The following is a 26,209-nucleotide window of genomic DNA, read 5'->3' on the forward strand; positions in this document are numbered from 1 at the left end:
GGCCGAAGCATGCCGATACAACCTGGGCTCTACCAACATTACAAAGGTCCGCAGTACCGTGTGTTCAGTGTCGCGCGGCATTCGGAAACCGAGGAAGAAGTGGTCTTCTACCAAGCCCTGTATGGCGATTACGGCTTTTGGGTACGCCCCTTGAGCATGTTCCTGGAGTCGGTCGAGGTTGACGGCGAACAGGTGCCGCGCTTTGCTTTGGTGCAAGCCGAGCCAAGCCTTTTTAACAAGCCATAAGCTGAGTGCGCGCAAAACCCTGCGCTTGACCTCACCTTGTAGCCACTATATATAGCGGTGCCGCGTCAGGCGCCAACCGCCTTTCACTTCTAGAATTCAGGAATTTTCTGATCCATGGGCAAATCGCTGGTCATTGTGGAATCCCCGGCTAAGGCCAAGACCATCAACAAGTATTTGGGCAACGAATACGTGGTGAAGTCGAGTATCGGCCATATCCGAGACCTGCCCACCAGCGGTTCGGCTAGCGCCAGCAAAGAGCCAGCCGCCAAGCGCGGCAAGGCTGCCGCGGGCGAAGCGCCGGCCTTGTCGCCGAAGGAAAAGGCGCGCAAGCAGCTGGTCGCGCGCATGGGTGTCGATCCCGATCACGGCTGGAAAGCCAAGTACGAGATCCTTCCGGGCAAGGAAAAGGTCATCGAAGAGCTGCGCCGGCTCGCCAAGGATGCTGACACCATCTATCTCGCAACCGACTTGGATCGCGAGGGGGAAGCCATTGCCTGGCACCTGCGCGAAGCCATTGGTGGTGACGACAGCCGCTACAAGCGCGTGGTGTTCAACGAAATCACCAAGAAGGCGATCCAGGAAGCCTTTTCCCAGCCAGGCGAGCTGGACATCGATCGGGTCAACGCCCAGCAGGCGCGTCGTTTCCTCGACCGCGTGGTGGGTTACATGGTGTCGCCGCTGCTGTGGGCCAAGATCGCCCGTGGCCTGTCCGCCGGTCGTGTGCAGTCGGTTGCCGTGAAGCTGGTGGTGGAGCGCGAGCGTGAAATCCGCGCGTTCATCCCGGAAGAGTACTGGGAAGTCCACGCCGACCTCGGCACCGCCAAGGGCGCGACCGTGCGTTTCGACGTGGCTCGGGAGAAGGGCGAAGCCTTCAAGCCGCTCAACGAAGCCCAGGCCATGGCGGCGCTGGAGAAACTCAAGTCTTCCAGCTACAGCATCGTCAAGCGCGAAGACAAGCCGACCAGCAGCAAGCCGTCGGCACCGTTCATCACGTCCACCTTGCAGCAGGCCGCGAGTAACCGCCTGGGCTTTGGCGTGAAGAAAACCATGATGATGGCCCAGCGTCTGTACGAAGCCGGCTACATCACCTACATGCGTACCGACTCCACCAACCTCTCGGCCGATGCCGTGGCGATGGCGCGTACTTATATTGAAAGCGAGTTCGGCAAGAAGTACCTGCCGGAAAACCCGAACGTCTACAGCAGCAAGGAAGGCGCACAAGAGGCTCACGAAGCGATTCGTCCGTCTGACGCCAACACTGAGCCAAGCAAGCTGTCGGGGATGGAGCGTGATGCAGAGCGCCTCTACGAGCTGATCTGGCGCCAGTTCCTCGCCTGCCAGATGCTGCCGGCGCAATACCTGTCGACCACAGTCACCGTCGGTGCCGGCGACTTCGAGCTGCGTGCCAAGGGCCGTATCCTCAAGTTCGACGGCTACACCCGCGTCATGCCGCAAATCGCCAAGCCGGGCGACGACGACGTACTGCCGGACATGGCCCAGGGCGACGCGATGAAGCTGATCAAGCTTGATCCGACCCAGCACTTCACCAAGCCACCGGCGCGTTACTCGGAAGCCAGCCTGGTCAAGGAAATGGAAAAACGCGGCATCGGTCGTCCTTCGACCTACGCGGCGATCATTTCGACCATCCAGGACCGCGGCTACGTGGCGCTGCACAACCGTCGCTTCTATTCGGAAAAGATGGGCGACATCGTCACCGAGCGCCTGGCCGAAAGCTTCTCCAACCTGATGGACTACGGCTTCACCGCCGGCATGGAAGAGCACCTCGACGACGTGGCCCAGGGCGAACGCGACTGGAAAAACGTGCTCGATGAGTTCTACGGCGACTTCAAGAAGAAACTCGAGGTAGCCGAGAGTCCGGACGGTGGCATGCGCGCCAACCAGCCAGTGATGACGGATATTCCGTGCACCACTTGCGGGCGTCCGATGCAGATTCGTACCGCGTCGACCGGCGTATTCCTCGGTTGCTCGGGCTACAGCCTGCCACCGAAAGAACGCTGCAAGGCGACCGTCAACCTGGTGCCGGGCGATGAAATCGCCGCAGACGACGAGGGTGAGTCGGAATCGCTGGTGCTGCGTGGCAAGCACCGCTGCCCGATCTGCAGCACGGCAATGGACGCCTACCTGCTGGACGAGAAGCGCAAGCTGCACATCTGTGGTAACAACCCGGATTGCGATGGTTATGAAATCGAAGAGGGCACCTATCGCATCAAGGGCTATGAAGGTCCGAGCCTGGAATGCGACAAGTGCGGCAGCGAGATGCAGCTCAAGACCGGCCGTTTCGGCAAGTTCTTCGGTTGCACCAACCCGACCTGCAAGAACACCCGCAAACTGCTGAAAAGCGGTGATGCGGCGCCGCCGAAGATGGACCCGGTGAAGATGCCTGAGCTGAAATGCGAAAAGGTCAACGACACCTACATCCTGCGCGACGGTGCGTCGGGCCTGTTCCTGGCCGCCAGCCAGTTCCCGAAAAACCGCGAGACCCGCGCACCGCTGGTGCTCGAGATCGTGCCGCACAAGGATGAGATCGATCCGAAGTACCACTTCCTGTGCGAAGCGCCAAAGAAAGATCCGGATGGCCTGCCTGCCGTGATCCGTTACAGCCGCAAGACCAAGGAGCAATACGTACAGTCCGAAGTCGACGGTAAGCCGACTGGCTGGAAGGCGTTCTACGACGGTGGCAAGTGGAAGGTCGAGGACAAGCGGCCGGCTGCGAAGGCGTAAAAGTCGCCAAACCGAAAAAGCCGCATGAGAACCTTCGGGTTTTCATGCGGCTTTTTTGTGCCCGTTGTCTGCGGAGTTTCGGGTTGCCGGCGAAGGCGGCCCGCCAGCCGACCAATCCCTCGCGGACATACCCGATTTACTGTAGGAGCCCGGCTTGCCGGCGAAGGCGTCCTGGCAGACGATCTATTGTTTGTTGACGCGTACATATCCATTCCTGCGGTAACGGCCACTTATGGTTTCGCTCTTACAGCGAGTCACTTGGAAGCACGGAACGCCGCCCGGCCCTAAGTAACCAAGGGCTCTTGCCCCTGGCGTTCGGCCCCTCGCTAAGGCTCGGCATGCCCTCGCTCCGGTCCTGCTCCGTGGGCCCGCCGTGATGGGCCATCCTTGGCCCAGCGCGGCTAAACCGGCATCCATGCCGGTTTACCCACTGCCCAGAACCTTCACTCGGCCTCTCGATGGGGCAAGAAAATCAAAAGCCAGATCAAGATCAACCGCGAAAGCGAGGCGGCCTTAAAGCCGACCTGATTGCAGGGCTGTCCGCGATCCCATTGTGGGAGCCAGCCTGCTGGCGATGGACTACCAGGCAATGCGTTCATCCAGACAGGGCGCGTTATCGTTGACCTCCATCGCCAGCAGGCTGGCTCCCACAAGGAATTAGGTGCAGCCGTAAAAGTCAGGTCGGCTTTAAGGCCGCCTCGCTTTTGTTTTTGATCTGGGTGCCCCATTAACCACGATGGCCGAACGCAGGCATTGCGCAGTGGCTAAACCGGCAGGACGCCGGTTTAGCCGCGCTGGGCCATGGATGGCCCATCGCGGCGACCCACGGAGCAAAGCCCTAGCGAGGCACCAAGTGGTGGGGCAAAGCCTTTTGCTTACTTTTTGGTGTTTCCGGTTTTGAAAAGTGAGTCGCTGTAAGAGCGAAACCCTAGGTGGCCGTTACCGCAGGAATGGATATGTACTCAGACAACCATTTCCCACAGGCTTTGACGCGGGGTCGGCCGCCCTGATCGGGAGTGGTGCACTTTTTCTGCAAGGAGCGGTTTCATTCACAAGGATGGTGGCAATTTATTGAGTGGGAGTGTCATTCGGGATCAGACAATGCTTGCGGGAGAAGGAGTTGATCCACGACACTGTCTGACCTGCGTGAAGCAATTATTTCGTTGTGGAGGCTGCCGTCATGGCCCACGAACTCTATACCCGTACCAACCAGAAGATTTATTTCGCCGGCCTGTCGCTGGAAGCGCTCGCCAAGGCCGAACAGGGGCGGGCGATGAATGCCTTGGCGCTGATCCAGGCGGAGCGAGAATCGGCGTTGTTTCATCTCTACGGAGCCTTGTTGGGCTTGTGTCACGAAATCGCCGGTTTCTATCGTTTGCCCCAGGCTAATGCTTCCCGGGCCGAATCGTTGCTGACCCGCGAAGTGCTGGAAAGTATCGCCATTCCGGAAATGGCCGAGATGGTCGAGCTGGCCAACAACCCGGAAACCTGGCTGGCCAAGTTGCTGGCTGCCCATGCTGCGTTGTTCCAGCCGCCTCGAGCGCCGCGCAAGCCTAAAGGTGATGTGACGCAGCCGTTGATCGTGGCGGTAAATCTCGATGAAGAAGAGGCACCTCAGGAGCTGGGTCGTGAGGAGCTGGAGAGCTGGCGGCAAAACCTGAAAAGCCTGGCCATCCGTTTTCGCGAAGGCTTGAACGAGTGCTGATCAACTAAACAGCGCAGCAGGCGACCCTTGGGGTTGTTTGCTCGGCTGCCGAGTCATTTTTGCAAGGGTATCTGGTCAAGATCCCGAGCGAAGCTCGGCTGATGCCTATATAATGCTCGCCTTCCGTGGAGAACAGACCTTTATGCCAACGTCCTTTCTAGAAATTGTCGAGTTACCAGACGGCCGAATCGAACTGCGCAGGGCAGAGGACGAGGGTTCTCTGGTTACTTTGGATTTCTCCGAGGATGCCAAGGCGTTCCTGCAAGGCCAGCACGTGGAAGTCGCCAAGGCGATGTTGAGCGTCGGTGTGCAGATGGCGGGACGTATGGTTGAAGGTGAATTCGAGAAGGAAGAGGGGGCGCGGGTCCTTCATTGATCTCCGCCTGTCGGTTTTTCCGGCACTGCCTTCAATAGGCTTCTCTATCCTTGCAGAAGCCCCTCGCGTTCAGCGTGTGCCGTTAACCCAGTCGAATATTCAGGCTTTGAGCGTCCCCGGTCCGGGCGGCGCTGATCAGTTGTTGCCGTGAGATTTTGCTCAACGGGTTGAGCCAGCTGACCACTGTGTGGCTGCGACCAAGGCGAAGGGCTTCGCAAGTCAGTTGCTGGGCGCTTTGGGCGCCACGGGGTTGTAGCAGCAGGATGCGTTCGCGATTGAGTCCGGCATCCCTCAGCCAGGCCTGGGTCAGGCTGGCAGGCGGGGCGATCAGGGTCAGCCAGCGAGCATCCTGGTCCTGGCTGAGCTCGCGCAGGATCGGCGCCAGAAGGTTCAGGCAGTTCCCGGCTGCACCACGCAAAGACAGTTCACTGAACACTTCGGGTTCGGCGCTCCAGGGCGACTCCACTTCCTTCAGGATTGGCGCCATTGGCTGTGCCATGAATGCCTCGAACTGAAGTGGCAGTTGTGCTTGCTGTGATGTGTAGGGGAACTGCATAAAGCCTCCTTTAGCGGCGAATGACGCCGACGCTCAAGCCTTCGATCACCAGTTCCTGATCTTTCAGGTTCACTTCGATAGGGGCAAACTCGGGGTTTTCAGCCAGCAACCAGACTTTGCTACCGTCGCGCTTGAAGCGCTTGACGGTGACTTCGTCGCCGATTCGCGCAACCACGATCTGGCCGTTGCGGGCTTCGCGGGTGGTGTGGACGGCCAGCAGGTCGCCGTCGAAGATACCCACATCCTTCATGCTCATGCCGTGCACGCGCAGCAGGTAATCGGCGCGTGGGTGGAAGAACGCAGGGTTGATGTTGCAGGACTCTTCAACGTGTTGCTGGGCGAGGATCGGCGCGCCAGCCGCGACGCGGCCAATGATTGGCAGGCTGGAGTCGTCGGCCTTGGCCTCGAAACCGGGAATGCGAATACCGCGCGAAGCTCCCGGAGTCATCTCGATCGCGCCCTTGCGGGCCAGCGCCTTGAGGTGTTCTTCTGCCGCGTTAGGCGATTTGAAACCCAGTTCCTGAGCGATTTCCGCGCGGGTCGGCGGGTAGCCGTTGTCTTCCAGGCAGCGTTTGATAAAGGCCAGAATCTCGGCTTGGCGTGGCGTCAGCTTTAGCATATTGATCGCTCTGTCTTTTTATACAGTGACTGGGATTATATACAGTGGAACGGTCTTGGCAATGCCCCTTTTTTTGTGCGCCGCCAGACGGTCGCTCAACCGGCTGATGGAAGCTTTGCGGTTGTGTGGTTAAATGCATGACCGACCATTCCCGAAACGAACTGCCAGACTTGACAACGCACGGGCTGAAACGTATGTTTCAAACAAGTGTTTGTCAGGCGGAGTAGCCATGGCCCAGTCGGAAACCGTTGAACGCATTCTCGATGCTGCCGAGCAGTTGTTCGCGGAAAAAGGTTTCGCCGAAACCTCGTTGCGTTTGATCACCAGCAAAGCGGGTGTGAACCTGGCGGCGGTGAACTATCACTTCGGTTCCAAGAAGGCGCTGATCCAGGCCGTCTTCTCGCGCTTCCTGGGGCCATTCTGCATCAGCCTCGATAAAGAGTTGGAGCGGCGCCAGGCCAAGCCAGATAACAAGCCTTCGCTCGAGGAATTGCTGGAAATCCTCGTCGAGCAAGCCCTGGTGGTGCAGCCACGCAGCGGCAACGACCTGTCCATTTTCATGCGATTGCTCGGACTGGCCTTCAGCCAGAGCCAGGGGCATTTGCGCCGCTACCTGGAAGATATGTACGGCAAGGTGTTTCGCCGCTACATGTTGCTGGTCAACGAGGCTGCCCCGCGCATCCCGCCGATCGAACTGTTCTGGCGCGTGCACTTCATGCTGGGTGCGGCCGCGTTCAGTATGTCCGGTATCAAGGCCTTGCGCGCCATCGCCGAAACCGACTTCGGGGTCAATACCTCCATCGAGCAGGTCATGCGCCTGATGGTGCCGTTCCTGGCAGCCGGCATGCGTGCCGAATCCGGTGTCACCGACTCGGCCATGGCCACCGCGCAACTGCGTCCTCGTAGCAAATCGACACCGGTTGCCGCCAAGGTTTAGCCGCTCATGGGTGGGCGCGGCAGCTGGCATCCGATAAGCTAGCCGCCCATGCCGACTCTCGTTTTGAACCCGTTCCCACCGATGATCGCCGACCTCCCGGGTGCAGCCCAGGGCGGCGTATCGTTGCGAGCCGGGTTTATCGTTATCAAGGAATTGTTATGACTGCTGGCCTGCAAGGCTCGTTGATGGTGGACGTCGCCGGTACCTGGCTGACGGCTGAAGATCGCCAATTGTTGCGCCAGCCCGAAGTGGGCGGCCTGATCATTTTCGCCCGCAACATCGAACATCCGCGCCAGGTCCGCGAGTTGAGCGCGGCGATCCGCGCCATTCGTCCCGACCTCCTGCTGGCGGTGGATCAGGAGGGCGGGCGGGTCCAGCGCCTGCGCCAGGGCTTCGTGCGCCTGCCGGCGATGCGCGCCATTGCCGACAACCCGAACGCCGAATACCTGGCCGAACAGTGCGGCTGGATCATGGCCACCGAGGTGCTTGCCGTTGGCTTGGACCTGAGCTTCGCCCCGGTGCTGGATCTCGATCACCAGCGCAGCGCCGTGGTCGGGACCCGTTCGTTCGAAGCGGATCCGCAGCGTGCTGCGCTGCTGGCCGGTGCTTTCATTCGCGGCATGAACAGCGCGGGCATGGCCGCCACCGGCAAGCATTTCCCTGGCCACGGCTGGGCCGAGGCGGATTCCCACGTCGCGATCCCCAATGACGAGCGCAGCCTCGAGCAGATTCGTGCCCATGACCTGGTGCCTTTCGCCAAGTTGAGCAAACAGCTGGCCGCCGTCATGCCTGCCCACGTTATTTATCCACAGGTCGATACCCAGCCGGCGGGCTTCTCGCGGCGCTGGCTGCAGGACATCCTGCGGGGCGAACTGCAGTTCGACGGGGTAATTTTCAGCGACGACCTGTCCATGGCCGGTGCCCACGTGGTGGGCGATGCCGCCAGCCGTATCGAAGCGGCGTTGACCGCCGGCTGCGACATGGGCCTGGTGTGCAACGACCGCGCAGCCGCCGAACTGGCCTTGAGTGCCGCCCAGCGTTTGCAGGTCAAGCCGTCGGCGCGCATTGCACGGATGCGCGGCCAGGCGCATGCGAGCACCGAATACCGCCAGGACCCGCGCTGGTTGGCGGCCGTCGGTGCGCTCAGGGATGCACAACTTATCGATTGAGAAGGGGGCGCCATGACGGTTTACGCGATTATCGGCGGCAGCGGCCTGACCCGGCTGGAAGGCCTGCAGATTCGCCAGTCATTGGCGCTGGACACTCCCTACGGTGCGCCGTCTGCAGAAGTGCAGATTGGCGAATATGCCGGCAGCGAAGTGCTGTTTCTCGCCCGTCATGGTCACCCGCACCGTTTTGCGCCGCATCGGGTGAATTATCGCGCCAATCTCTGGGCGCTGAAGCAGGCCGGTGCCGAGGCCATCCTGGCAGTCAACGCAGTGGGCGGCATCAACGGGGCGATGGGTACCGGGCATTTCTGCGTGCCGCATCAATTGATCGACTACACCAGTGGCCGCGAGCACAGCTACTTTGCCGATGACCTGGAGCCGGTGACCCATATCGATTTCACCTACCCCTACAGCGAATCGCTACGCCAGCGCTTGATTGCAGCGCTGGTGGTCGAAGGCGCGGGTTTCAGCGATCGGGGCGTCTATGCCTGCATGCAGGGTCCGCGGCTGGAAACCGCCGCCGAGATCCTGCGCCTGGAGCGCGATGGTTGCGACATCGTTGGCATGACCGGGATGCCCGAAGCGGCCCTGGCCCGCGAGCTGCAGCTGGATTACGCCTGCCTGGCGCTGGTGGTGAATCCGGCAGCGGGCAAGTCGGCATCGGTGATCAGCATGACAGAGATCGAGCGAGCGTTAGGAGAGGGGATGGTTAGGGTGAGGTCTACGTTGGCGCGGGTGCTCCGGGCTGACTAGCCGATATACCGAGTCGCTCCCTTCGCGAGCAGGCTCGCTCCCACAGGTTCGGTGACATTCCTGTGGGAGCGAGCCTGCTCGCGAAGACTATTTGTCAGGCGCTGCAAACTTTAACGCTTCTCCAGCTTATCCGGCAACGGCGCAAACAGCGCCTCGATGTCATCGCTCTGCAACTTCCAGTCCCCGGCCTGTCGTCCATCCAGCACGCCCGCCGCCAGGTCGGATTTTTCCTTCTGCAGGTGCTGGATCTTCTCTTCCACCGTGCCGCGCGCGATCAGTTTGTAGACGAACACCGGCTTTTCCTGGCCGATGCGATAGGCGCGGTCGGTGGCCTGGTTTTCCGTTGCCGGGTTCCACCAGGGGTCGTAATGGATCACGGTATCGGCTTCCGTCAGGTTCAGGCCAACACCACCGGCCTTCAGGCTGATGAGAAAAATCTGACGCTTGCCGCTCTGGAATTCCTTCACCGGTGTACGACGGTCGCGGGTCTGTCCGGTCAGTAGCGCGTAGGGCACGCCGCGCTTGTTCAGTTCTTCTTCGATCAATGCCAGCATTGAGGTGAACTGCGAGAACAATAGAATCTTGCGGCCTTCCTCGAACAGCTCTTCGAGCATTTCCATCAGGCTGTCGAGCTTGCCCGAGGTGCTGCCCCGCGCCGGAAGGGTGGCTTCATTGACCAGGCGCAGATCGCAACACACCTGGCGCAGCTTGAGCAGCGCCTCGAGGATGATGATCTGACTGCGCGCCACGCCCTTGCGGGTGATTTCGTCGCGGACTTTCTTGTCCATGGCCAGGCGCATGGTTTCGTACAGGTCGCGCTGGGTTTCGTTGAGTTCGACCCAGTGGATGATCTCGGTTTTCGGCGGCAACTCGGTTGCCACCTGTTCCTTGGTGCGACGCAGCAGGAAGGGTTTGATCCGGCTGTTGAGGTGTTGAAGCCTGACTTCGCTGGCGCGCTTTTCGATGGGCACCCGGTAATCACTGTTGAAGCTTTTGACGTTGCCGAGCCAGCCCGGCAGCAGGAAGTGAAACAGTGACCACAGTTCGCCCAGGTGGTTTTCCAGTGGCGTGCCGCTCAGGCACAGGCGCTGGCGGGCATTGAGCTCACGGGCAGCCTGGGCGGCCTTGCTGTTGGGGTTCTTGATGTATTGCGCTTCGTCCAGTACCAGCACGTGCAAGGGCTGCGCCGCCAGGCGTTCCACGTCCTTGGGCAGCAAGGCATAGGTGGTCAGGATCAGGTCGTAATCGGCGAGGTTGTCGAAATGTTTTTTGCGACTGGCGCCGTACAGTGCCAGTACCTTGAGTTGCGGAGTGAAGTGCGCCGCTTCGTCGAGCCAGTTGGGAATCAGGCTGGTGGGCATCACCACCATGCAGGGGCGATCGAGGCGACCGGCGTTTTTCTCGCTGAGGATGTGCGCCAGGGTCTGCAGGGTTTTGCCCAGGCCCATGTCGTCCGCGAGGATGCCGCCGACTTCCAGTTGGCGTAACGACTGCATCCAGCTCAGGCCCTCGAGCTGATAGGGGCGCAGTGTCGCGTTCAGCCCGTCCGGCGCCGAGGCGGTGTAGTCCTTGATGTCGCGCAGGCGTTGGGCAAAGCTGCGGATCTGCTCGCCACCTTCCCAGAGCAGTGGCAGGTCTTCCAGCGAGTTGAGACGCGTGGCGTCGGCCTTGCTCAGGCGCAGCGTGGTTTCGCCAGGTTCTTGAAGGTAGAACTCGCCAAGCGTCGCCAGTACCGGTTTCAGGCGGCCGAAGGGCAGGGCGACTTGCAGGGGGCCGTGCTCGGCGTTCGGCCGGCTGGGTATGTTGACCAGGATCAGCTCGTCGTCGCGCCGGCGAGCGAGGCGTTCCGGATTGAGCAGTTCGGTGTGGGAGCGCATCAGGTTCAACAGGATCGGCAACAGGCTCAGCCGCTCGCCATTGACGATGATCCCCAGCTCCAGGTCGAACCAGTCGCGCTCCGGAACCTGTTCGACCGTGGCGTACCAGTCGTCCACGGCCGTCAGGTCGAAGCCGAAGTCCTCGTTGATCTGCAGCTCCCAACCCTGGGTGCGCAACTTTGGCAACTCATTGAGGGTGAAGGTCAGCCAGGCGCTGTCGTTGACCATCTCGAACAGTTCGCCAGCGCTTTCCGGCAGGGCCTTGCTTTGCCGGGTGGCGATCTTGAAACCGAGGATTCGCAGCTGCTCCCGGTAGGACTGTTCGACGTCCGGGTGGCGTTTTATCCGCAGTGTCTGGGTCTCCTGGCGAATCAGGATGTCGGCATTCTTCTGGCCTGAAACGTACTCGTCCAGGTAACCGAAAGACAGCGCCGCGCGATGCTGGATGTAACGCTGCATTCGCCCGTTGCGCGGTTCGAAGGCGCTGAACTCAATGCTCGCCAGCCACAGGCGCGGTACCGGTTGCACGTTGTCCACCAGCACTTGCGGTGGTGCCTTGGGGCTGCGGTTTTCCAGCACCGCCTGGAGTTTTTCCAGGAGTTCGGCGTCTTTGGCGGCGGCGGGGTAGTCGAGGGTTTCCTGGATTTGCAGGAGCACCGCTGCGCAATGTTTGCAGTTGCTGTGCACCGGGCAGGAGCAGGTGGCATCGACCATCAGCAAGGTGCCTTTGGCCGACTCGCGCAGGCGAATGGTCTGACGGTAAACGTTACCGCCAGAGCCTTCGCACGCCGCGGTGATCGTCGCGTCGCCGACCTCGACGATCCTGACGCGATTCTCCAGGGCATACCGGCGACCGCGCTCCAGGCTCTGTTCCTTGAATCGGCTGACCCAGGAAGGTGCCAGGGGTTTGCTCAGGGTCGCGGACATGGGGGGCTCGATCAGTCCGGGACGACTTCAGGGGCTTCCCGGGGAGCGGGCGCCGTCAATGAGGTGATCTTGATCAGCAGGCCCAGGTGGCCGTTGTCGAGGAAATTGAGCTGGCCGTTCTTGGTATGGCTTTCCTGTTTCAGGCGTTCGCTGGCGGTGACCAGGCCGTCTTCGTTGAACTGGTTGACCCAGAAATCGGCATCTACATCGGTGAAGCGTCCCAGCGTCAGGTTCAGGGTGCCTTCGATCGGGTACTGGCCGTACTGTTCCTTGCCGTCGCTGACCGCCACCTTGACCGGTGTCTCGCCGAGCGTCTGCTGCCACGCCTTGTGCAGCAGCACGCTGTATTCATTGCTGGCGGTGAGTTTTTCCACTTCGTTGTTGAGGCTCGGCGTGCGCAGGCTGTCAGGGCTGACGGTTTGCGCGCCTGCGGCCCAGTCTTCCGGCGCGGCACGGCTGATAATCGCCGGCACGGCATTCTGCCGCACCAGAATCATTTCAATCTGATACAGGTCATCGGCAAACACCGAAGGGGCGACCAGGGTTATCAACAAGGTCAGTGAGCGAAACAGGCGCATGCGGCGTCCTTCAAGCAGTTTTCGGGATAAGACGCTCAAACAGCGCCTCTACAGTATTAAAGCGTTCTTCCGGGCGCTCCATCGGGACCTGGAATTTAAACATCGTCGCGCCTTCGAATTTGTAGCGCTTGGGCTGGCTCTGGATCAACTTGATCAGGGTCAGGGGGTCGACCGGGGTTTGTGTCGCGAATTCGATTCGACCACCCTGCGGGCCGCCGTCGACTTTCTTGATGCCCAGCAATTCGGCCTGCAATTTCAGTGCGGTGATGCGCATCAGGTTCTTGGTCGGCTCGGGCAACAGGCCGAAACGGTCGATCATCTCGACCTGCAGGTCCTTGAGGCCGTCCTCGTCGGTGGCCGAAGCGATGCGCTTGTAGAGAATCAGGCGGGCATGGACGTCCGGCAGATAGTCTTCGGGAATCAACGCCGGTACGCGCAGGTTGACTTCCGGACCACCGCCCAGCGGTTGATCGAGGTTGGGCTGTTCGCCCTTGCGGATCGACTTCACCGCGCGCTCGAGCATTTCCATGTACAGCGTGAAACCGACCGCCTGGATCTGCCCGCTCTGGCCGTCGCCAAGCAATTCGCCGGCGCCGCGGATTTCCAGGTCGTTGGTGGCGAGCACAAAGCCCGCGCCGAGGTCCTGGGTGTTGGCGATCGCTTCCAGGCGCTTTTCCGCGTCCGCGGTGATCTGCTGGCGCGGTGGCGTCAGCAGATAGGCGTAGGCCTGGTGGTGACTGCGACCGACCCGACCGCGCAACTGGTGCAACTGCGCCAGGCCGAACTTGTCAGCGCGCTCGATGATGATGGTGTTGGCGCTCGGCACGTCGATGCCGGTCTCGATGATGGTCGAGGCGATCAGCACGTTGAAGCGCTTGTGGTAGAAGTCGCTCATCACCTGTTCGAGTTCGCGCTCGCGCATCTGCCCGTGGCCGATGCCGATCCGCGCTTCCGGTACCAGTTCGGCGAGGTCGGCGGCGCATTTCTCGATGGTCTTGACGTCGTTGTGCAGGTAATAGACCTGGCCGCCGCGCAGCAGCTCACGTAGCAGGGCCTCTTTAACCGTGCTCTTGTTCTGCTCCATGACGAAGGTGCGCACCGACAGGCGACGGGCCGGCGGCGTGGCAATGATCGACAGGTCGCGCATGCCCGACACGGCCATGTTCAGCGTGCGCGGAATCGGCGTTGCGGTCAGGGTGAGGATGTCGACTTCGCTGCGCAGCGCCTTGAGCTGTTCTTTCTGGCGGACACCGAAGCGGTGTTCTTCGTCGATGATCACCAGGCCCAGGTTTTTGATTTTCACATCGTCGGACAGCAGCTTGTGCGTGCCGATGACAATGTCGATCTTGCCTTCGGCCAGGTCGGCGATCGCCGCGTTCACCTCTTTAGCCGACTTGAAGCGGCTCATCACTTCCACGCTCACCGGCCAGTCGGCGAAGCGGTCGCGGAAGCTGTTGTAGTGCTGCTGGGCGAGCAGGGTGGTCGGTACCAGGATCGCCACCTGGCGACCGCCGTGCACCGCAATGAACGCTGCGCGCATGGCCACTTCGGTCTTGCCGAAGCCGACGTCGCCACACACCAGGCGATCCATCGGCTTGGGCGCGAGCATGTCTTCGCGCACCGCTTCGATGGTGGTTTGCTGGTCTGGCGTTTCTTCGAACGGGAAGCCGGCGCTGAAGGTGGCGTAATCGGCTTTCGGGTCGGCGAAGGCATACCCTTCACGAGCGGCGCGGCGTGCGTAGATATCGAGCAATTCAGCCGCGACGTCGCGCACCTGTTCAGCGGCCTTGCGCTTGGCTTTTTGCCAGGTCTCGGAGCCCAGGCGATGCAACGGGGCGAGGGCGTCGTCGCTGCCGGTGTAGCGGGCGATCAGGTGCAGGTTGGCCACCGGCACATAAAGCTTGGCGTTTTCCGCGTATTCAAGGGTGAGGAATTCGGCGGCCTGGTTGTCGATTTCTAGGATCGTCAGCCCCAGGTAGCGGCCGACACCGTGATCGATGTGCACCACCGGCGCGCCTTCGCGCAGCTCGGTGAGGTTCTTGATGACCGCGTCGTTGTTGGCGTCGGCGCGCTTCTCACGGCGTCGGCGCTGCATCACGCGCTGGCCGAACAACGGGCTTTCGGCGACCAGCGCCAGGGCCGGATCATCCAGCAGCAGGCCTTCGTCCAGCGGCGCGATGGTGATCGCCAGGCGCTCCTTGCTGGCGACAAAGTCCGGCCAGCTGTCGACGGTCTTCGGTCGCAGCTTCAGGCGTTCCAGCAGTTCGAGCAGCACTTCGCGACGGCCCGCGGATTCGGCGGTGAACAGCACGCGCCCAGGGAACTCGTCGAGGAAACCCGAGAGCGCCGCCAGCGGCTGGGTGGCCTTGGCTTCGATGGCCAGGTTCGGCAATTCCCTTGCGGGGAAGCGCTCGCGGCCAGCGCCGGACTCCACATCCTGTTGGCTGGCGACCACTCGCGGCCAGTTTTTCAGGCGGGCGAAGCAGTCTTCTACTGGCAGGAACAACTCGGCAGGCGGTAATAAAGGACGCGAAGGATCGACGCGCCGCTCTTCATAACGATTGCGCACGTCGTTCCAGAAATTTTCCGCGGCCTGCTCGATGCCTGGCAACGAGAACACTTGCGTGTCCTGAGGCAGGTAATCGAACAGCGTCGAGGTTTCTTCGAAGAACAGCGGCAGGTAGTACTCGATGCCGGCGGGGGTAATCCCGCTGTTCAGGTCCTGGAAGATCGGGCAGCGCCGGAAGTCGACATCGAAGCGCTCGCGAAACCGTGCCTTGAAGCGGGTGACGGCTTCTTTCTCCAGCGGGAATTCCTTGGCCGGCAGCAGCTTGACCGAATCGACCTTGTCGATGGAGCGCTGGTTTTCCGGGTCGAAGGTGCGCAGGGTTTCGATTTCGTCGTCGAACAGGTCGATCCGATAAGGCAGCTTGCTGCCCATCGGGAACAGGTCGATCAAGGAGCCGCGCACGGTGAATTCGCCATGTTCGTACACGGTATCGACGTAGCGATAGCCTGTGGCCTCGAGGCGGGTGCGCATTTGCTCGACGTCTAGCTTCTGGCCGACGTCCAGGACCAGGCTGCTGCCGAGCAAAAATTTGGTCGGCGCCAGGCGGTGCAGCGCAGTGGTGATCGGCACCACCAGCACGCCATGACTCAGTTCCGGCAATCGATAAAGCGCCGAAATGCGCTGGGAAATGATGTCCTGGTGCGGCGAGAACAGGTCGTAGGGCAGGGTTTCCCAGTCGGGGAAATGCAGCACGGGCAAATCCGGGGCGAAGAAACCCAGCTCCTGTTCCAGTCGTTCGGCACTTTGGCTGTCGGCTGTGAGCAGCAGGGTAAAGCGCTTGGCAGCGCTGGCGGCCTCGGCGATGGCCAGGCTCAGGGCGGCACCGGGCAGGTTGCCCCAGTGCTGTTTACCTGCCGCGGCAGGGAGAAGCGGTAGACGCAGAACGGGCACGGAAGGTTGAGCTCCAAGCGTTGCGACAAAGTCGGTAATTGTAGCGGTCCCGGGTGCCGGCTGTCAGTCGCTGATGTGTCTATTACGTGGGTAAGGAGAAATGTAGTGGTAAAGACAAAATCGCGGTGTTTTTTACCGGAAATTAGCGATTATGTAGTGGCAAAACCAACCGGTGTTACGGATGGTTACGGACAAGGTTGCGCTGTACCCAAAAAATTGACGAAGCTGGAGGCCCCGGTTTCATTGGGTTTCAGCGGTGCGCGATTTTTTTGAAAGGGATTTTGTTACTGGCGGTGCGACAAGCGCGCATTGCTACACGAGGCGCGCGGCGGCATAATGTAGCCCCTTTTTTCTGCCCCTACATGTGGAAGGTTCCCGTGACTCAGAAGCCCGACCAGTGTCTTGGTGAATGGATCGACCGTGAAGCACTCGCAGAAGCGATGATTCCGCTTATCGGTCAGCTTTACCGCAATAACAATGTGGTGAGCTCGATCTATGGCCGCAGCCTGATCAATCGTTCAGTCATTGCGATTCTCAAAGCTCACCGCTTTGCTCGTCACCGTCAAACCGACGATACCGAGCTGTCCGTCCACGAAACATTCCCGCTGCTCAAGGCGATGAGCGAGCTCAAGCTCGGCGCCGCTTCGGTAGACCTGGGCAAGCTGGCAGCCAAGTTCAAGGCTGAAGGCAATGGCCGTACTGCCGAGCAGTTCGTGCGTGAAGAGCTGGCAGACGTGGTTGGCCAGCAGAACGCTTCCGCCCGCAAAGGCACCGACGTTGTCCTGTACGGCTTCGGTCGTATCGGCCGTCTGCTGGCGCGCATCCTGATCGAAAAAACCGGTGGCGGCGACGGCCTGCGCCTGCGCGCCATCGTCGTGCGCAAGGGCGCCGAGAACGACCTGGTCAAGCGTGCCAGCCTGCTGCGTCGCGACTCGGTTCATGGCCCGTTCGATGGCACCATCACCATTGATGAAGCCAACAACACCATCACCGCCAACGGCAACCTGATCCAGGTTATCTACGCCAAGAGCCCGACCGAAGTCGACTACACCCAGTACGGCATCGAGAACGCACTGATCGTCGACAACACCGGTGTATGGCGTGACGCCGACGGCCTGGGCCAGCACCTGGCCTGCCCGGGCGCTGCCCGCGTGATCCTCACCGCACCTGGCAAGGGCGCGCTGAAGAACATCGTGCACGGCATCAACCATGGCGACATCAGCCCTGACGACAAGATCATCTCGGCCGCATCCTGCACCACCAACGCCATCGTGCCGGTGCTGAAGGCTGTGAATGACAAGTTCGGCATCGTCAACGGCCACGTCGAAACCGTTCACTCGTTCACCAACGACCAGAACCTGATCGACAACTTCCACAAGGGCAGCCGTCGTGGCCGCGCCGCGCCGCTGAACATGGTAATCACCGAGACCGGTGCCGCCACCGCAGCCGCCAAGGCACTGCCAGTGCTCAAGGGCAAGCTGACCGGCAACGCGATTCGCGTTCCTACGCCAAACGTGTCGATGGCCATCCTGAACCTGAACCTGGAAAAGGCCACCACCCGCGAAGAGATCAACGAGTACCTGCGCCAGATGGCCATGCACTCGGACCTGCACAAGCAGATCGACTACGTCAATTCGCAGGAAGTGGTTTCCACCGACTTCGTTGGCTCGCGCCACGCAGGCGTCGTGGACGCTGAAGCGACCATCACCCAGGATAACCGCGTTGTACTGTACGTCTGGTACGACAACGAATTCGGTTACAGCTGCCAGGTGGTTCGCGTGATGGAAGACATGGCCGGTGTAAACCCGCCAGCTTTCCCGCGCTAAGCTCCTTTAGCTGCACGTGAAAACGCCCCGACTTAGGTCGGGGCGTTTTTGTTTGTGCGTGAAGACTTTTTCTTACGGAATAAATGCTCTTTAGAAAGACTCTTGTAGGAAAAGGATTGTTTCTTTCGGCGAAACTTCTGAATCGTCTTTTTGACCCTGCCGTGAGGCTCGCAACGCTGTTAGCGTCCGCTGCATTATTTCTGAACACCCTTCCAAGGATAAGGAGTTTGAAATGAATGCACCCTTTTAGTTCTTGTATGGCAATGCTGTTTCCCCAGAATACCTCCGCAGCCTGGACACCCCGCACTTCACTGAGCAGCACATTGCGCGATTCGATGAGGAAACCCAGGCGACTGTTCGCGAACAGCAGGCATACCTTGATGACATCCCGCCATCGCCATCTTCCGCTTTGCCACCGAGGGCAGTCATACCCGTAACGGCGGAGTGATCCAGCAAGGGACCGGACTGCAGGAGTTCAAGCTGGAAAATGGACAGTCGGTGCGTGGAGCGCGCAAAGGCGACTACGTCATGTATGTCGATGGCAGTACGGCGCAGATCATCACAGGCGCCGGGCAGGTTAACAATGATGTGGCGTTGGTCGGCAGCTTGCTCAGCAATGGCGACGAGATCATCAATACGCCGCAGGACGGCTTGGTGTTTGTTGCGCGCGAAGGGGAGTCGATGGTTAAGGATTTTCTGCCAGCTATCGCGGACTGAGCGATCAAGTCTGGCGCTGCCCAAGGCTGTCTCAGTGCGGCGTTGCTTGAATGCTGACGCAACTGACGGTCGCAACCCCTCGGCGTAAACCTTCTGGACTCTACCGGAAGTCATGGAGAAGAAATTCAATGAGAGAAGGACATTTCATCGGTTTGAATGACCGAACCACCTGTGGCGGTACAGTTCTTGATGGTGACACCCGGATCATGATGTATGGCGTTGCCCACGCCTGCGATGGTGATCGAGTCACCTGTGGAAAGGACAGAAAGACCTATCGGATCGTCGGTGGCATCTCGTATATGACCAGTCATGGAAGGCCCATGGCTGGCACGCTGGATAGCTACAGTAACTGCCCTTGTAGAGCCGGTCTGATCCCCACGGTGCTCACGGCAACTTACACGAAAGCGGACGCTGCACCGCCGGTGTCCAGAAGAGCGGCTGAGCCAACTGCTTCAACTGCCAGCACCCAGCCAGCAGTGCCACGTCAATCCGGTTTCGCTCCTTCCAGTCATCCGGCACCAGCCGCATTCAACAAAGCAGACCTACCGGAACCCGGCTTCTACGTTGTCCCCAACAGCATGACCCGCGAACAACTGGAAGCCACGCTTTTCCCCTCGCGCCAACACGCGACCATGAGCAAGTTCCAGGCGCTCAACCCTGATCGAAGCGACCTCAAAGCCGGTTCAATGATCGTGCTGAGCGATCCGAGCAACACTTCCTGTACCTACCAGGAAGCCCAACTCATGCAAACCGCTCAACAGGTCAAGGCAGCCCTCGATCCCCTGACGCCAACAGAAGCGGAATTCATGTTTCGCCACGGCGCCGAAATCGCCAGTTTTACCGGCGAGACTTCGACCTGGCTCGGTGTCAGTGCAGCGGTGATGGAAAAGCACCTTTCCCGACTGCGTGACACCCTTCAAGCGATGGAACGTCTGCATCAAGCAACCTATCGCCAACACGGCCATCTTAAATCACCGCAATTCTTCGCCGAGCGCCAGCGCCTGCTCGCCCAGCTGGAAGCCCATCTACTGAATTCCACGCGCCTTCGTGGGGTGACCACATTGGGTGATCATCCCAAATTGAAGACTGCCCTCGGCATTTCCAGTCGTAGCCTGGTGCACCACTGGGACAAGGCCGGGGCGCCTGGGCAGATACCGGGTTATGCGACTCATGTGAATGCGGTCAGTCGGGCTGCCAAGTACATGAGCACTGGTGGATACATCGGTATAGGAATTGGCGGGGTTTCTTCATTGTTGGCCATACAGGCGGTTTGTGTCGGGGATTCTGGCGCTGCTTGCGAGAAGGTTAAGCTTACTGAAGGGGGGAAATTTCTAGGGTCCACCGGTGGCGGCATTCTGGGCGCACGGCTAGGCCTGGTTGCCAGTGGTCCAATCTGCCTGGCACTTGGAGTCACTACAGGTATTGGAGGGGTTGTCTGCGTCGCTACGCTTATAGGTGTTGGGGCTTGGGTGGGTACGACCGATGGAGGTGAAAGGGGAGAGGTCATCGGTGAGACACTGTATGAGGCTATGCAGCCATGAACAGCAGTTGGCCTGTCTGGGCGGCTCTGATTTTCAATGGCGGGCCAATACTGCTGGGATTTGTGAGTTTCGCGTACGCCCTATACCTGGGACGTCACCTGGATGCCATGATGGAGGCTTTGAAGAACAGTCGTTGTATCTATATTTGGGGGCCAGGTCTGCGGAAACAGGGTTGGTTTGGGTGCTTTCTCTTAGTGACCAAAATTACCGGAGTGGTAATGATGCCAAAAACGTCAATCCGCCTCGGTGAACTGGACCCTGTCGATATTGAAAACTTTCCTCCATATCTAAAACGACTTCTGCAAGTTGATGCGGTGATACTGGTTGGTGGTGCAATTTGGCTGGTGGTTGCATGCTTACTGGTAAAAATATAAGGAGCTTGGTGGATATTCCAGTCTCTACAGGTATAGGTGGTGTCGTTTGTGTCGCAGCAATAGTTGGGGTTGGCGCGTTGGGGGGGACGACTGTTGGCAGTAAAGGAGGTGAGCTAGCAGGGGAAATACTCTATGAGAAAAATTGGCCATGACCTCCGAAGAATTTTGGGCGTCTTGGCTAGCTTTTTGGCTTGTGGCTGGCCCAATCCTTCTGAGTTACGTGAGCTTTTTTTACAGTCTGTACTTGAGTCGCTGTCACTTGGAGCGCCTTGTTGAGGCCTTGAGCGGTAGTCGCGATATCGTTATTAGCGCTGCAGGATTGATGCGAGGCGGATGGCTGAGTCGGATTATGTTAGTTGCAAAGATCACCTTTGTGGTGATGTGGCCTGGGCCGAGACTTCGTGCAGGGGATCTTGATCCTGATGATTTCCGTAACTTTCCTTTGAACTTGAAGCGACTGCTAAAAGCGAAGGCCATTCTGACGTGCGTCATTGTGGTTTGGGGAGCGATTGCGTTTGCACTAGTGGAGCTTAGGTAATTTAATGCTTGGCCATCCCATGCTGGAATCGGCCCAGGTAAATTTCAGTAAAAATCTGGCGTGTCCCAGGGGAGATCTGTTCGCCAAGCCAATAAGCGCAGAAATGTGAACGGCACCATAAGGTGCCGTTTTCATTTGTACTTGATTCCCTTAAACGCACCAACGCCTGAATACAGGTTGTTCTACAAGCCGATCACGGGTGACTTATATCGTTTTAATCTCTCCACTAAAAATTTAAGAATTATCTAGAAATCGATACAAAGTTCATTTCGCAATAAAAAATAAAAATCACTAGTAAAAATAACAGCTTGGCAATCAACTCAGCTGAAACGGCTTATGTGGATCCAATCATCGGGCCGCTACATATTTGACGCCATTTAATTGCTCCATTCATTTACTTGACACCCCAAGGCACTGAATCTAGTGTCGCCAATGACACCGCCCGCTCTGCCTCGGGCAACACAATAGTCACGCTCCACAGCAACTCTCCAAAAAGACGGGAATCCCATTCCCGCTCACCTCACAATAAAAATCATATCAATCAGCGTCGGCTTAATTGCCGTCCAGCGATCAATTGCGTTTGCTCACCCTGCCAAAAGTGTTTTCGCAGTCAGGCCTGCTATTGCCTGGCTGTTATGCGGTTGGTCTATCGGGAGAGTTGAACATGGCGCAAGAACGCTCGAAGTTGTTATCGCTGTTACCGCGCCTGGTGGGATTGGGTGTGCTGGGGTTTATCGTCTGGCTGTTGCTCTCGACCTTGCTCATGCCGCTGGTGTCGGCCTCTGCCACCCGGGCGATTTTGAATGCGCCGGTGATTCTGTTGACCACGCCGATCGATGGCGTGGTGAGTTCCCTGGCGGTCAAGCCCGGGGTGACGTTTAGCCAGGGCCAGAAGATTGCCGTGGTGGAAAATCCGCGGGCGAACCAGGAAACCTTGCTGACCCTGCAAACCCGGCGCCTGACCCTGGAGCAACAGCTGTCGTCTTCGGCCAGCCAGGCCGAGCACGATCAGCGTTATTACGAGGAGCTGGAGAAAACCAGCCAGCGTTACCAGGCCGCGTTTCACACCCGCCAGCTTTACACGCAAAAAGCCTTGAAAGCCGAGAACAGTGCCGCCAGCGCGCGGTTGATCGATGCCCAGGAAACGGTCGAGCGCAATCTCGAGTTGTTCGTCCAAGGGGCGGTCAGTGGTGCGGTGGTGGCTTCGTCGAAAGCGCAGCTGGCTTCGTTGCAAGGCGCGGCCGAGTCGGTCCGTTCGCAGTTGCGGATCACCGATGGTGACGTCAGTGCCGCCAATAAACAGGTGTACCTCGATCCCGATCAACTGCGCATGTTCGATCTCAGCGCGCAAATGACCACGCTGAAACTCAGCCTGGAGAATCAGGCGCGCAACCGGGTGACCTATCAACAGGAACTCGACAATCTCAACCAACTGATCGAAACCGAGCAGAACCGCGTCCGGATGATGGCCGGCTACGACGTCGTGGCGTATTCGCCCGGTACTGTCCAGGAACTGCTGGCGCCCCAAGGCACGCTGGTGCAGGCCGGTTCGACCTTGCTGCGGGCCACCGATTGCGCGCAGAGCTATGTGATCGCGGTGTTCCCCGAGCGCATGGCCAGCAAGATCGACCGCGACAGCGTGCTCACCGTGAAAATTCGCGGCCTCGACCAGCCCCTCAAGGCCAGTGTGGTGCAGTTGTTGTCCAGCGCCTCGGATATCCGCGCCAATACCTACAGCGTGCCGTTTCCCTATGCCGAGCAAAATTCCGTGTACGTGGTCGGCACCTTTGCCGCTGACCTCACGGACAGCCAGCGCGCCATGACCTGCAACCCGGGGTTGTGGGCCAGTGCCGAGGTGTCGCGGCCATGAGCATTGTATTGCGAGCGATGGTGGGGCTGATGTTGATGATCGGCACGGCAAGCGGATGGGCTGCACAAGCCCAACCGCAACTGGCGGCAATGACCTGTGCGGCGCTGGATCAGGCCGTGACATCGCAGCCGGCGGGGCCGGTGCTGGTAGCCAGTTATCCGCCGCTGGATGGCCAGCCTGCGCCGATCCTGGCGTTGCGCGGCGTGGCGTTCACCTACGACAACGCACTGGCGAGCATTGCCTTGTTTGCCTGCGGCAAGGCCGGGTCGGCGCGGCGGATCGCCGATGCATTGGCGTTCGCCACAGGCCATGACCCGGAGTACCGGGACGGACGCCTGCGCAACGCCTACGCCGCCGGCCCGGTGGCGGCGCCGTCGATGAAGTTGCCGGGCTATTGGAGTGTCGAGCGCAATGCCTGGAACCAGGACGCCTATCAAGTCAGCAGCGCCACCGGCAATCAAGCCTGGGCGGCATTGGCGCTGCTGGAAGCATTTCGCCAGAGCGGTGAGGCGTCCTACCTGGAAGCCGCGCGAAAAGCCCTGCACTGGTCGCAGCAAAACACCTACGACGGGCAAGCGCCCGCCGGATTCAGTGGTGGCTATTACGGGTACTTTGACAAGCAGGTCCAGCAGAACTGGAAATCCACCGAGCACAATGTCGACCTCGCGGCGGCGTGGTCGGCACTCGACGCGGTGGCCCCAAATCAGGAGGCGGCAAAGCAAGCGCAAATTGCCCGGCAGTTTGTCTCCAGCCAATGGGACGCCGGGGAAGGGCGTTTCCTGATCGGCACGGGCGCGGACGGCCAGACCTCGGACCGCGTGCGCTCGGGGCTGGATGCGCAGATTTGGCCGTTGATCGCCCTGCATGAGCCACCCAAGGACTGGTGGCGCGTTTTCGCCTTCATCGACCGCGCTCACCGTGCCGGCGAAGGTTACGGTTTCAATCGCGATCCCGATGGCCTGTGGACCGAGGGCACCGCCCAGGCCGCTGCCGTGGCGCGCTTGAGCGGGCTCAGTGACAAGGCGCAACCGTTGTGGAGCGTGCTGCTGGCCCAGCAGGCCGGCAACGGCTGGCTGTTCGCAACACCGGCAGAACGCATCAGTACCGGGCTGGCCATAGGCCCGGACTCGGTCAGCAACGATTTTTTCTACTACCACCTGCCTCACCTGGGCGCCACAGCGTGGGTGGCCATTGCCGCCACCGGCGTCAATCCCTTTACCGGTTTGCGAGAGGCTGACTGACATGCAGGCACTGGACTCGCTGCAACTGCTGCAAATCAATTTCTGGACGCTGGCAGCGGTGATTCTGTTCACCTGCCTGACCCACCGTGATCAATGGGCCGCGCGGGTCGGTTTCGGTGCCATCACCGCCTTCCTGCTGATCAATTATGCGGCCTGGCGGATTCGCGACACCTTGCCCGATGGGCATTCCGGATTCGCTACGGTGTGGGCTTACACCTTCCTGTTCTTCGAGATGCTGGCGATTGGTTACACGCTGTTTTCCATTGTCGTGATGCTCTGTCGGACGGATCACCGCACAGATGCCGATGCCGGTGAACGCCGGCTCAGAGAGCAAGGCAGCGCGGTCCCTGCGGTGGACATCTTCATCGCCACCTACAACGAAGGCCTGGAAATCCTCGAAAAAACCATTATTGCCGCCCAGGCCATCGACTACCCGAACTTCACCATCTGGGTACTCGACGACACCCGCCGCGACTGGCTGCGCGACTACTGTGCGCAAATGGGCGTGCAGTACGCGCGGCGCCCCGACAACTCCCACGCCAAGGCCGGCAACCTCAACAACGGTCTGCGTCAGTCGGCGGCCCTCAGCAATGCGCCGTACATCCTCGTGCTCGATGCCGACTTTGCGCCGCAGCAGCCGATCCTCTTGCGCACCCTGGGGCTGTTCGACGACCCCAGGGTCGGCCTGGTGCAGACGCCACAGTTCTACTACAACCCCGATCCGATCCAGCACAACCTCGGCACGTCGGCCTGTTGGGTGGATGAGCAACGGGTGTTCTTCGATGTGTTCCAGCCGGCGAAGGATGGCTGGGATGCGGCGTTTTGTGTTGGCACGTCCTTCGTAGTGCGGCGCGATCTGATTACCGAAATCGGCGGTTTTCCTACAGGCTCGGTGTGCGAAGACATCTACACCACTTACCGTTTGTTGCAAAAAGGCTATGTCACCCGCTGGTTGAATGAGCGTCTGTCCATTGGTTTGTCTGCCGAAGGCTTGACCGAGTACATCAATCAACGTGGGCGCTGGTGCCTGGGCACGATCCAGGTGGCATTGCTCAAGGAGGGGCCGTTGCGCGGCAGCGGCTACACGCTCAATGACCGGCTGCACTATATCCATGGGCTGATGCACTGGTTTTCCAAACCCTTCATCTTGATGATGCTGGTGTCGCCGGTGCTGTACTGGTACTTCGGCATCGCTGGGTTCTACGCCAATCCGCTGGATTTCCTGGCGTTCGGCATGCCGGCGCTGATTGCGTTCTGGGGCTATGGGACCTGGGTGACGGACCGGCGGACCTTGCCGATTTTCACCGAGGTCACGCAGATCGTTGCCTCGCTGGCGGTCACTGCCACCATCGCCAGCGCCATGATCCGACCGTTCGGGCGCCCGTTCAAAGTCACCGCCAAGGGCCTCGACCGGACGAAAACCATGGTGCATTGGAAGCTGTTCGGGTTCTTCCTGGCCTTGACCTTGCTTTCGCAGTTTGGCGCCTATATCGCCATCAGCACGGCTGCCTCGTTCGACGGCAACATGCTGTTCAATCTCTGCTGGACGGTGGTTGCGCTGGTGTACAACCTCGCGACCCTGGTGGCCTGTGTCGACCGCCCACGCTTGCATGGCGAAGAGCGCTTTCCATTCGATAAACCCACCGGGTTTCGTTTCGGCGGCAAGGTCCTGGCGGGGCGCCTGGTGGATATTTCCCTTAGTGGCGCGTCGCTCAATTGCGCCTTCGCTGCCTCGATCAAGCCGGGGCTGTGCGGTCAGATCTGGATCGACAAGCTGGGTTGGCTCGATGTCGAAGTCATGCGCAATCACGGCGAGGACCAATTGGGCCTGCGTTTCGCCGACCTTGATGAAGGGGTGCGCCAGCGCCTGATCGCGCGGTTGTTCAGCGACGCGACCATCAATGTCGTCAGCAAGGCCGAGCCGGCACAGGCCTTTGGCACTTTGCTGCAGCGCTCGCTACTGGGCGAAAAAAGTCTGGCGCCGCGTTCCGTCAAGCCGCTCAAGACGCCGAGCCATGTCTCGCCGCCTCGTTGGCGGCCGATCAGTGTTCCTTCGCGCAAACCGGCTGTGCCGCACATCAGTGTCGAGCGGTCGGGTCTGTGGTCGTTGCTTCTTTCCCCCTTGCGAGCTTTGCTCGGCCAACGTTTTTAGGTGCG

Annotated in this window: 19 protein-coding genes; 14 read left to right on the plus strand and 5 right to left on the minus strand. The window is 59.9% G+C overall.

Features of this window, described 5'->3' with window-relative positions:
• Nucleotides 1-9: 9 nt before the first annotated feature.
• The 4 genes from PSUM_RS15965 (at nt 10) to PSUM_RS15980 (ending at nt 5,069) form a co-directional block, all read left to right on the plus strand.
• On the plus strand, nt 10-246 hold the full coding sequence (locus PSUM_RS15965) for a DUF1653 domain-containing protein (protein ID WP_020800559.1): 237 nt from the start codon (nt 10-12) through the stop codon (nt 244-246).
• A gap of 114 nt (nt 247-360) precedes the next feature.
• Nucleotides 361-2,988: a type I DNA topoisomerase gene (topA, locus tag PSUM_RS15970; RefSeq protein ID WP_020800560.1), complete on the plus strand. Its 2,628-nt coding sequence runs from the start codon at nt 361-363 to the stop codon at nt 2,986-2,988.
• Nucleotides 2,989-4,168: 1,180 nt separating this feature from the next.
• Complete coding sequence (locus PSUM_RS15975) at nt 4,169-4,693, plus strand: DUF6586 family protein (protein WP_020798505.1); 525 nt, start codon at nt 4,169-4,171, stop codon at nt 4,691-4,693.
• Between the two features lie 142 nt (nt 4,694-4,835).
• Nucleotides 4,836-5,069, plus strand: a complete 234-nt coding sequence (locus PSUM_RS15980; RefSeq protein ID WP_083350130.1) for a hypothetical protein — start codon at nt 4,836-4,838, stop codon at nt 5,067-5,069.
• 82 nt (nt 5,070-5,151) lie between these two features.
• On the opposite strand, the gene sulA is transcribed toward PSUM_RS15980, so the two are convergent.
• Together sulA and lexA are read right to left on the minus strand one after the other, a co-directional pair.
• A complete protein-coding gene (gene sulA, locus PSUM_RS15985; protein ID WP_020798503.1) occupies nt 5,152-5,625 on the minus strand; it encodes an SOS-induced cell division inhibitor SulA in 474 nt (157 codons plus the stop codon).
• A gap of 10 nt (nt 5,626-5,635) precedes the next feature.
• Nucleotides 5,636-6,244, minus strand: coding sequence for a transcriptional repressor LexA (gene lexA, locus PSUM_RS15990; protein ID WP_008064450.1), 609 nt, complete (start codon nt 6,242-6,244; stop codon nt 5,636-5,638).
• Nucleotides 6,245-6,473: 229 nt separating this feature from the next.
• Between lexA and PSUM_RS15995 the strand changes: the two genes are divergently transcribed.
• The 3 genes from PSUM_RS15995 (at nt 6,474) to PSUM_RS16005 (ending at nt 9,103) form a co-directional block, all read left to right on the plus strand.
• Nucleotides 6,474-7,181: a TetR/AcrR family transcriptional regulator gene (locus PSUM_RS15995; protein ID WP_020798502.1), complete on the plus strand. Its 708-nt coding sequence runs from the start codon at nt 6,474-6,476 to the stop codon at nt 7,179-7,181.
• Between the two features lie 158 nt (nt 7,182-7,339).
• Nucleotides 7,340-8,350, plus strand: a complete 1,011-nt coding sequence (gene nagZ, locus PSUM_RS16000; protein WP_020798500.1) for a beta-N-acetylhexosaminidase — start codon at nt 7,340-7,342, stop codon at nt 8,348-8,350.
• Between the two features lie 12 nt (nt 8,351-8,362).
• Complete coding sequence (locus PSUM_RS16005; protein ID WP_083348549.1) at nt 8,363-9,103, plus strand: S-methyl-5'-thioinosine phosphorylase; 741 nt, start codon at nt 8,363-8,365, stop codon at nt 9,101-9,103.
• 110 nt (nt 9,104-9,213) lie between these two features.
• On the opposite strand, the gene PSUM_RS16010 is transcribed toward PSUM_RS16005, so the two are convergent.
• The 3 genes from PSUM_RS16010 to mfd are packed head-to-tail and all read right to left on the minus strand — an operon-like array spanning nt 9,214 to nt 15,945.
• Entirely contained in the window at nt 9,214-11,907 is a 2,694-nt protein-coding gene (locus tag PSUM_RS16010; RefSeq protein ID WP_083348550.1) for a DEAD/DEAH box helicase, read from the minus strand.
• Between the two features lie 11 nt (nt 11,908-11,918).
• Nucleotides 11,919-12,485: a CsiV family protein gene (locus PSUM_RS16015; RefSeq protein WP_083348551.1), complete on the minus strand. Its 567-nt coding sequence runs from the start codon at nt 12,483-12,485 to the stop codon at nt 11,919-11,921.
• Nucleotides 12,486-12,495: 10 nt separating this feature from the next.
• Complete coding sequence (gene mfd, locus PSUM_RS16020; RefSeq protein ID WP_083348552.1) at nt 12,496-15,945, minus strand: transcription-repair coupling factor; 3,450 nt, start codon at nt 15,943-15,945, stop codon at nt 12,496-12,498.
• A gap of 362 nt (nt 15,946-16,307) precedes the next feature.
• Here mfd and PSUM_RS16025 point away from each other — a divergent pair, with 362 nt between their 5' ends.
• The 7 genes from PSUM_RS16025 to PSUM_RS16060 all read left to right on the plus strand — a co-directional run bounded on the left by PSUM_RS16025 (nt 16,308) and on the right by PSUM_RS16060 (nt 26,204).
• Nucleotides 16,308-17,771: a glyceraldehyde-3-phosphate dehydrogenase gene (locus PSUM_RS16025; RefSeq protein ID WP_033043386.1), complete on the plus strand. Its 1,464-nt coding sequence runs from the start codon at nt 16,308-16,310 to the stop codon at nt 17,769-17,771.
• Between the two features lie 444 nt (nt 17,772-18,215).
• On the plus strand, nt 18,216-18,488 hold the full coding sequence (locus tag PSUM_RS16030; protein WP_231989902.1) for a hypothetical protein: 273 nt from the start codon (nt 18,216-18,218) through the stop codon (nt 18,486-18,488).
• A 128-nt stretch (nt 18,489-18,616) separates the two neighbouring features.
• Entirely contained in the window at nt 18,617-20,029 is a 1,413-nt protein-coding gene (locus PSUM_RS16035; RefSeq protein WP_141195507.1) for a PAAR domain-containing protein, read from the plus strand.
• Nucleotides 20,026-20,403 (plus strand): hypothetical protein, encoded by a 378-nt coding sequence (locus tag PSUM_RS16040; RefSeq protein ID WP_083348554.1) that lies wholly within the window; start codon nt 20,026-20,028, stop codon nt 20,401-20,403. The genes PSUM_RS16035 and PSUM_RS16040 overlap by 4 nt, the downstream gene beginning before the upstream one ends.
• Before the next feature lie 1,202 nt (nt 20,404-21,605).
• Nucleotides 21,606-22,811: an HlyD family secretion protein gene (locus PSUM_RS16050; protein ID WP_033040050.1), complete on the plus strand. Its 1,206-nt coding sequence runs from the start codon at nt 21,606-21,608 to the stop codon at nt 22,809-22,811.
• Nucleotides 22,808-24,052 carry a hypothetical protein gene (locus PSUM_RS16055; protein WP_083348555.1) on the plus strand — a complete coding sequence of 415 codons (1,245 nt, stop codon included), beginning with the start codon at nt 22,808-22,810 and terminating at the stop codon, nt 24,050-24,052. Before PSUM_RS16050 ends, PSUM_RS16055 begins: the two co-directional genes overlap by 4 nt.
• A 1-nt stretch (nt 24,053) precedes the next feature.
• Nucleotides 24,054-26,204, plus strand: a complete 2,151-nt coding sequence (locus PSUM_RS16060; RefSeq protein WP_083348556.1) for a glycosyltransferase family 2 protein — start codon at nt 24,054-24,056, stop codon at nt 26,202-26,204.
• Nucleotides 26,205-26,209 lie beyond the last annotated feature (5 nt).

It is taken from the genome of Pseudomonas umsongensis, from assembly GCF_002236105.1.
GTDB classification, from domain to species: domain Bacteria; phylum Pseudomonadota; class Gammaproteobacteria; order Pseudomonadales; family Pseudomonadaceae; genus Aquipseudomonas; species Aquipseudomonas umsongensis.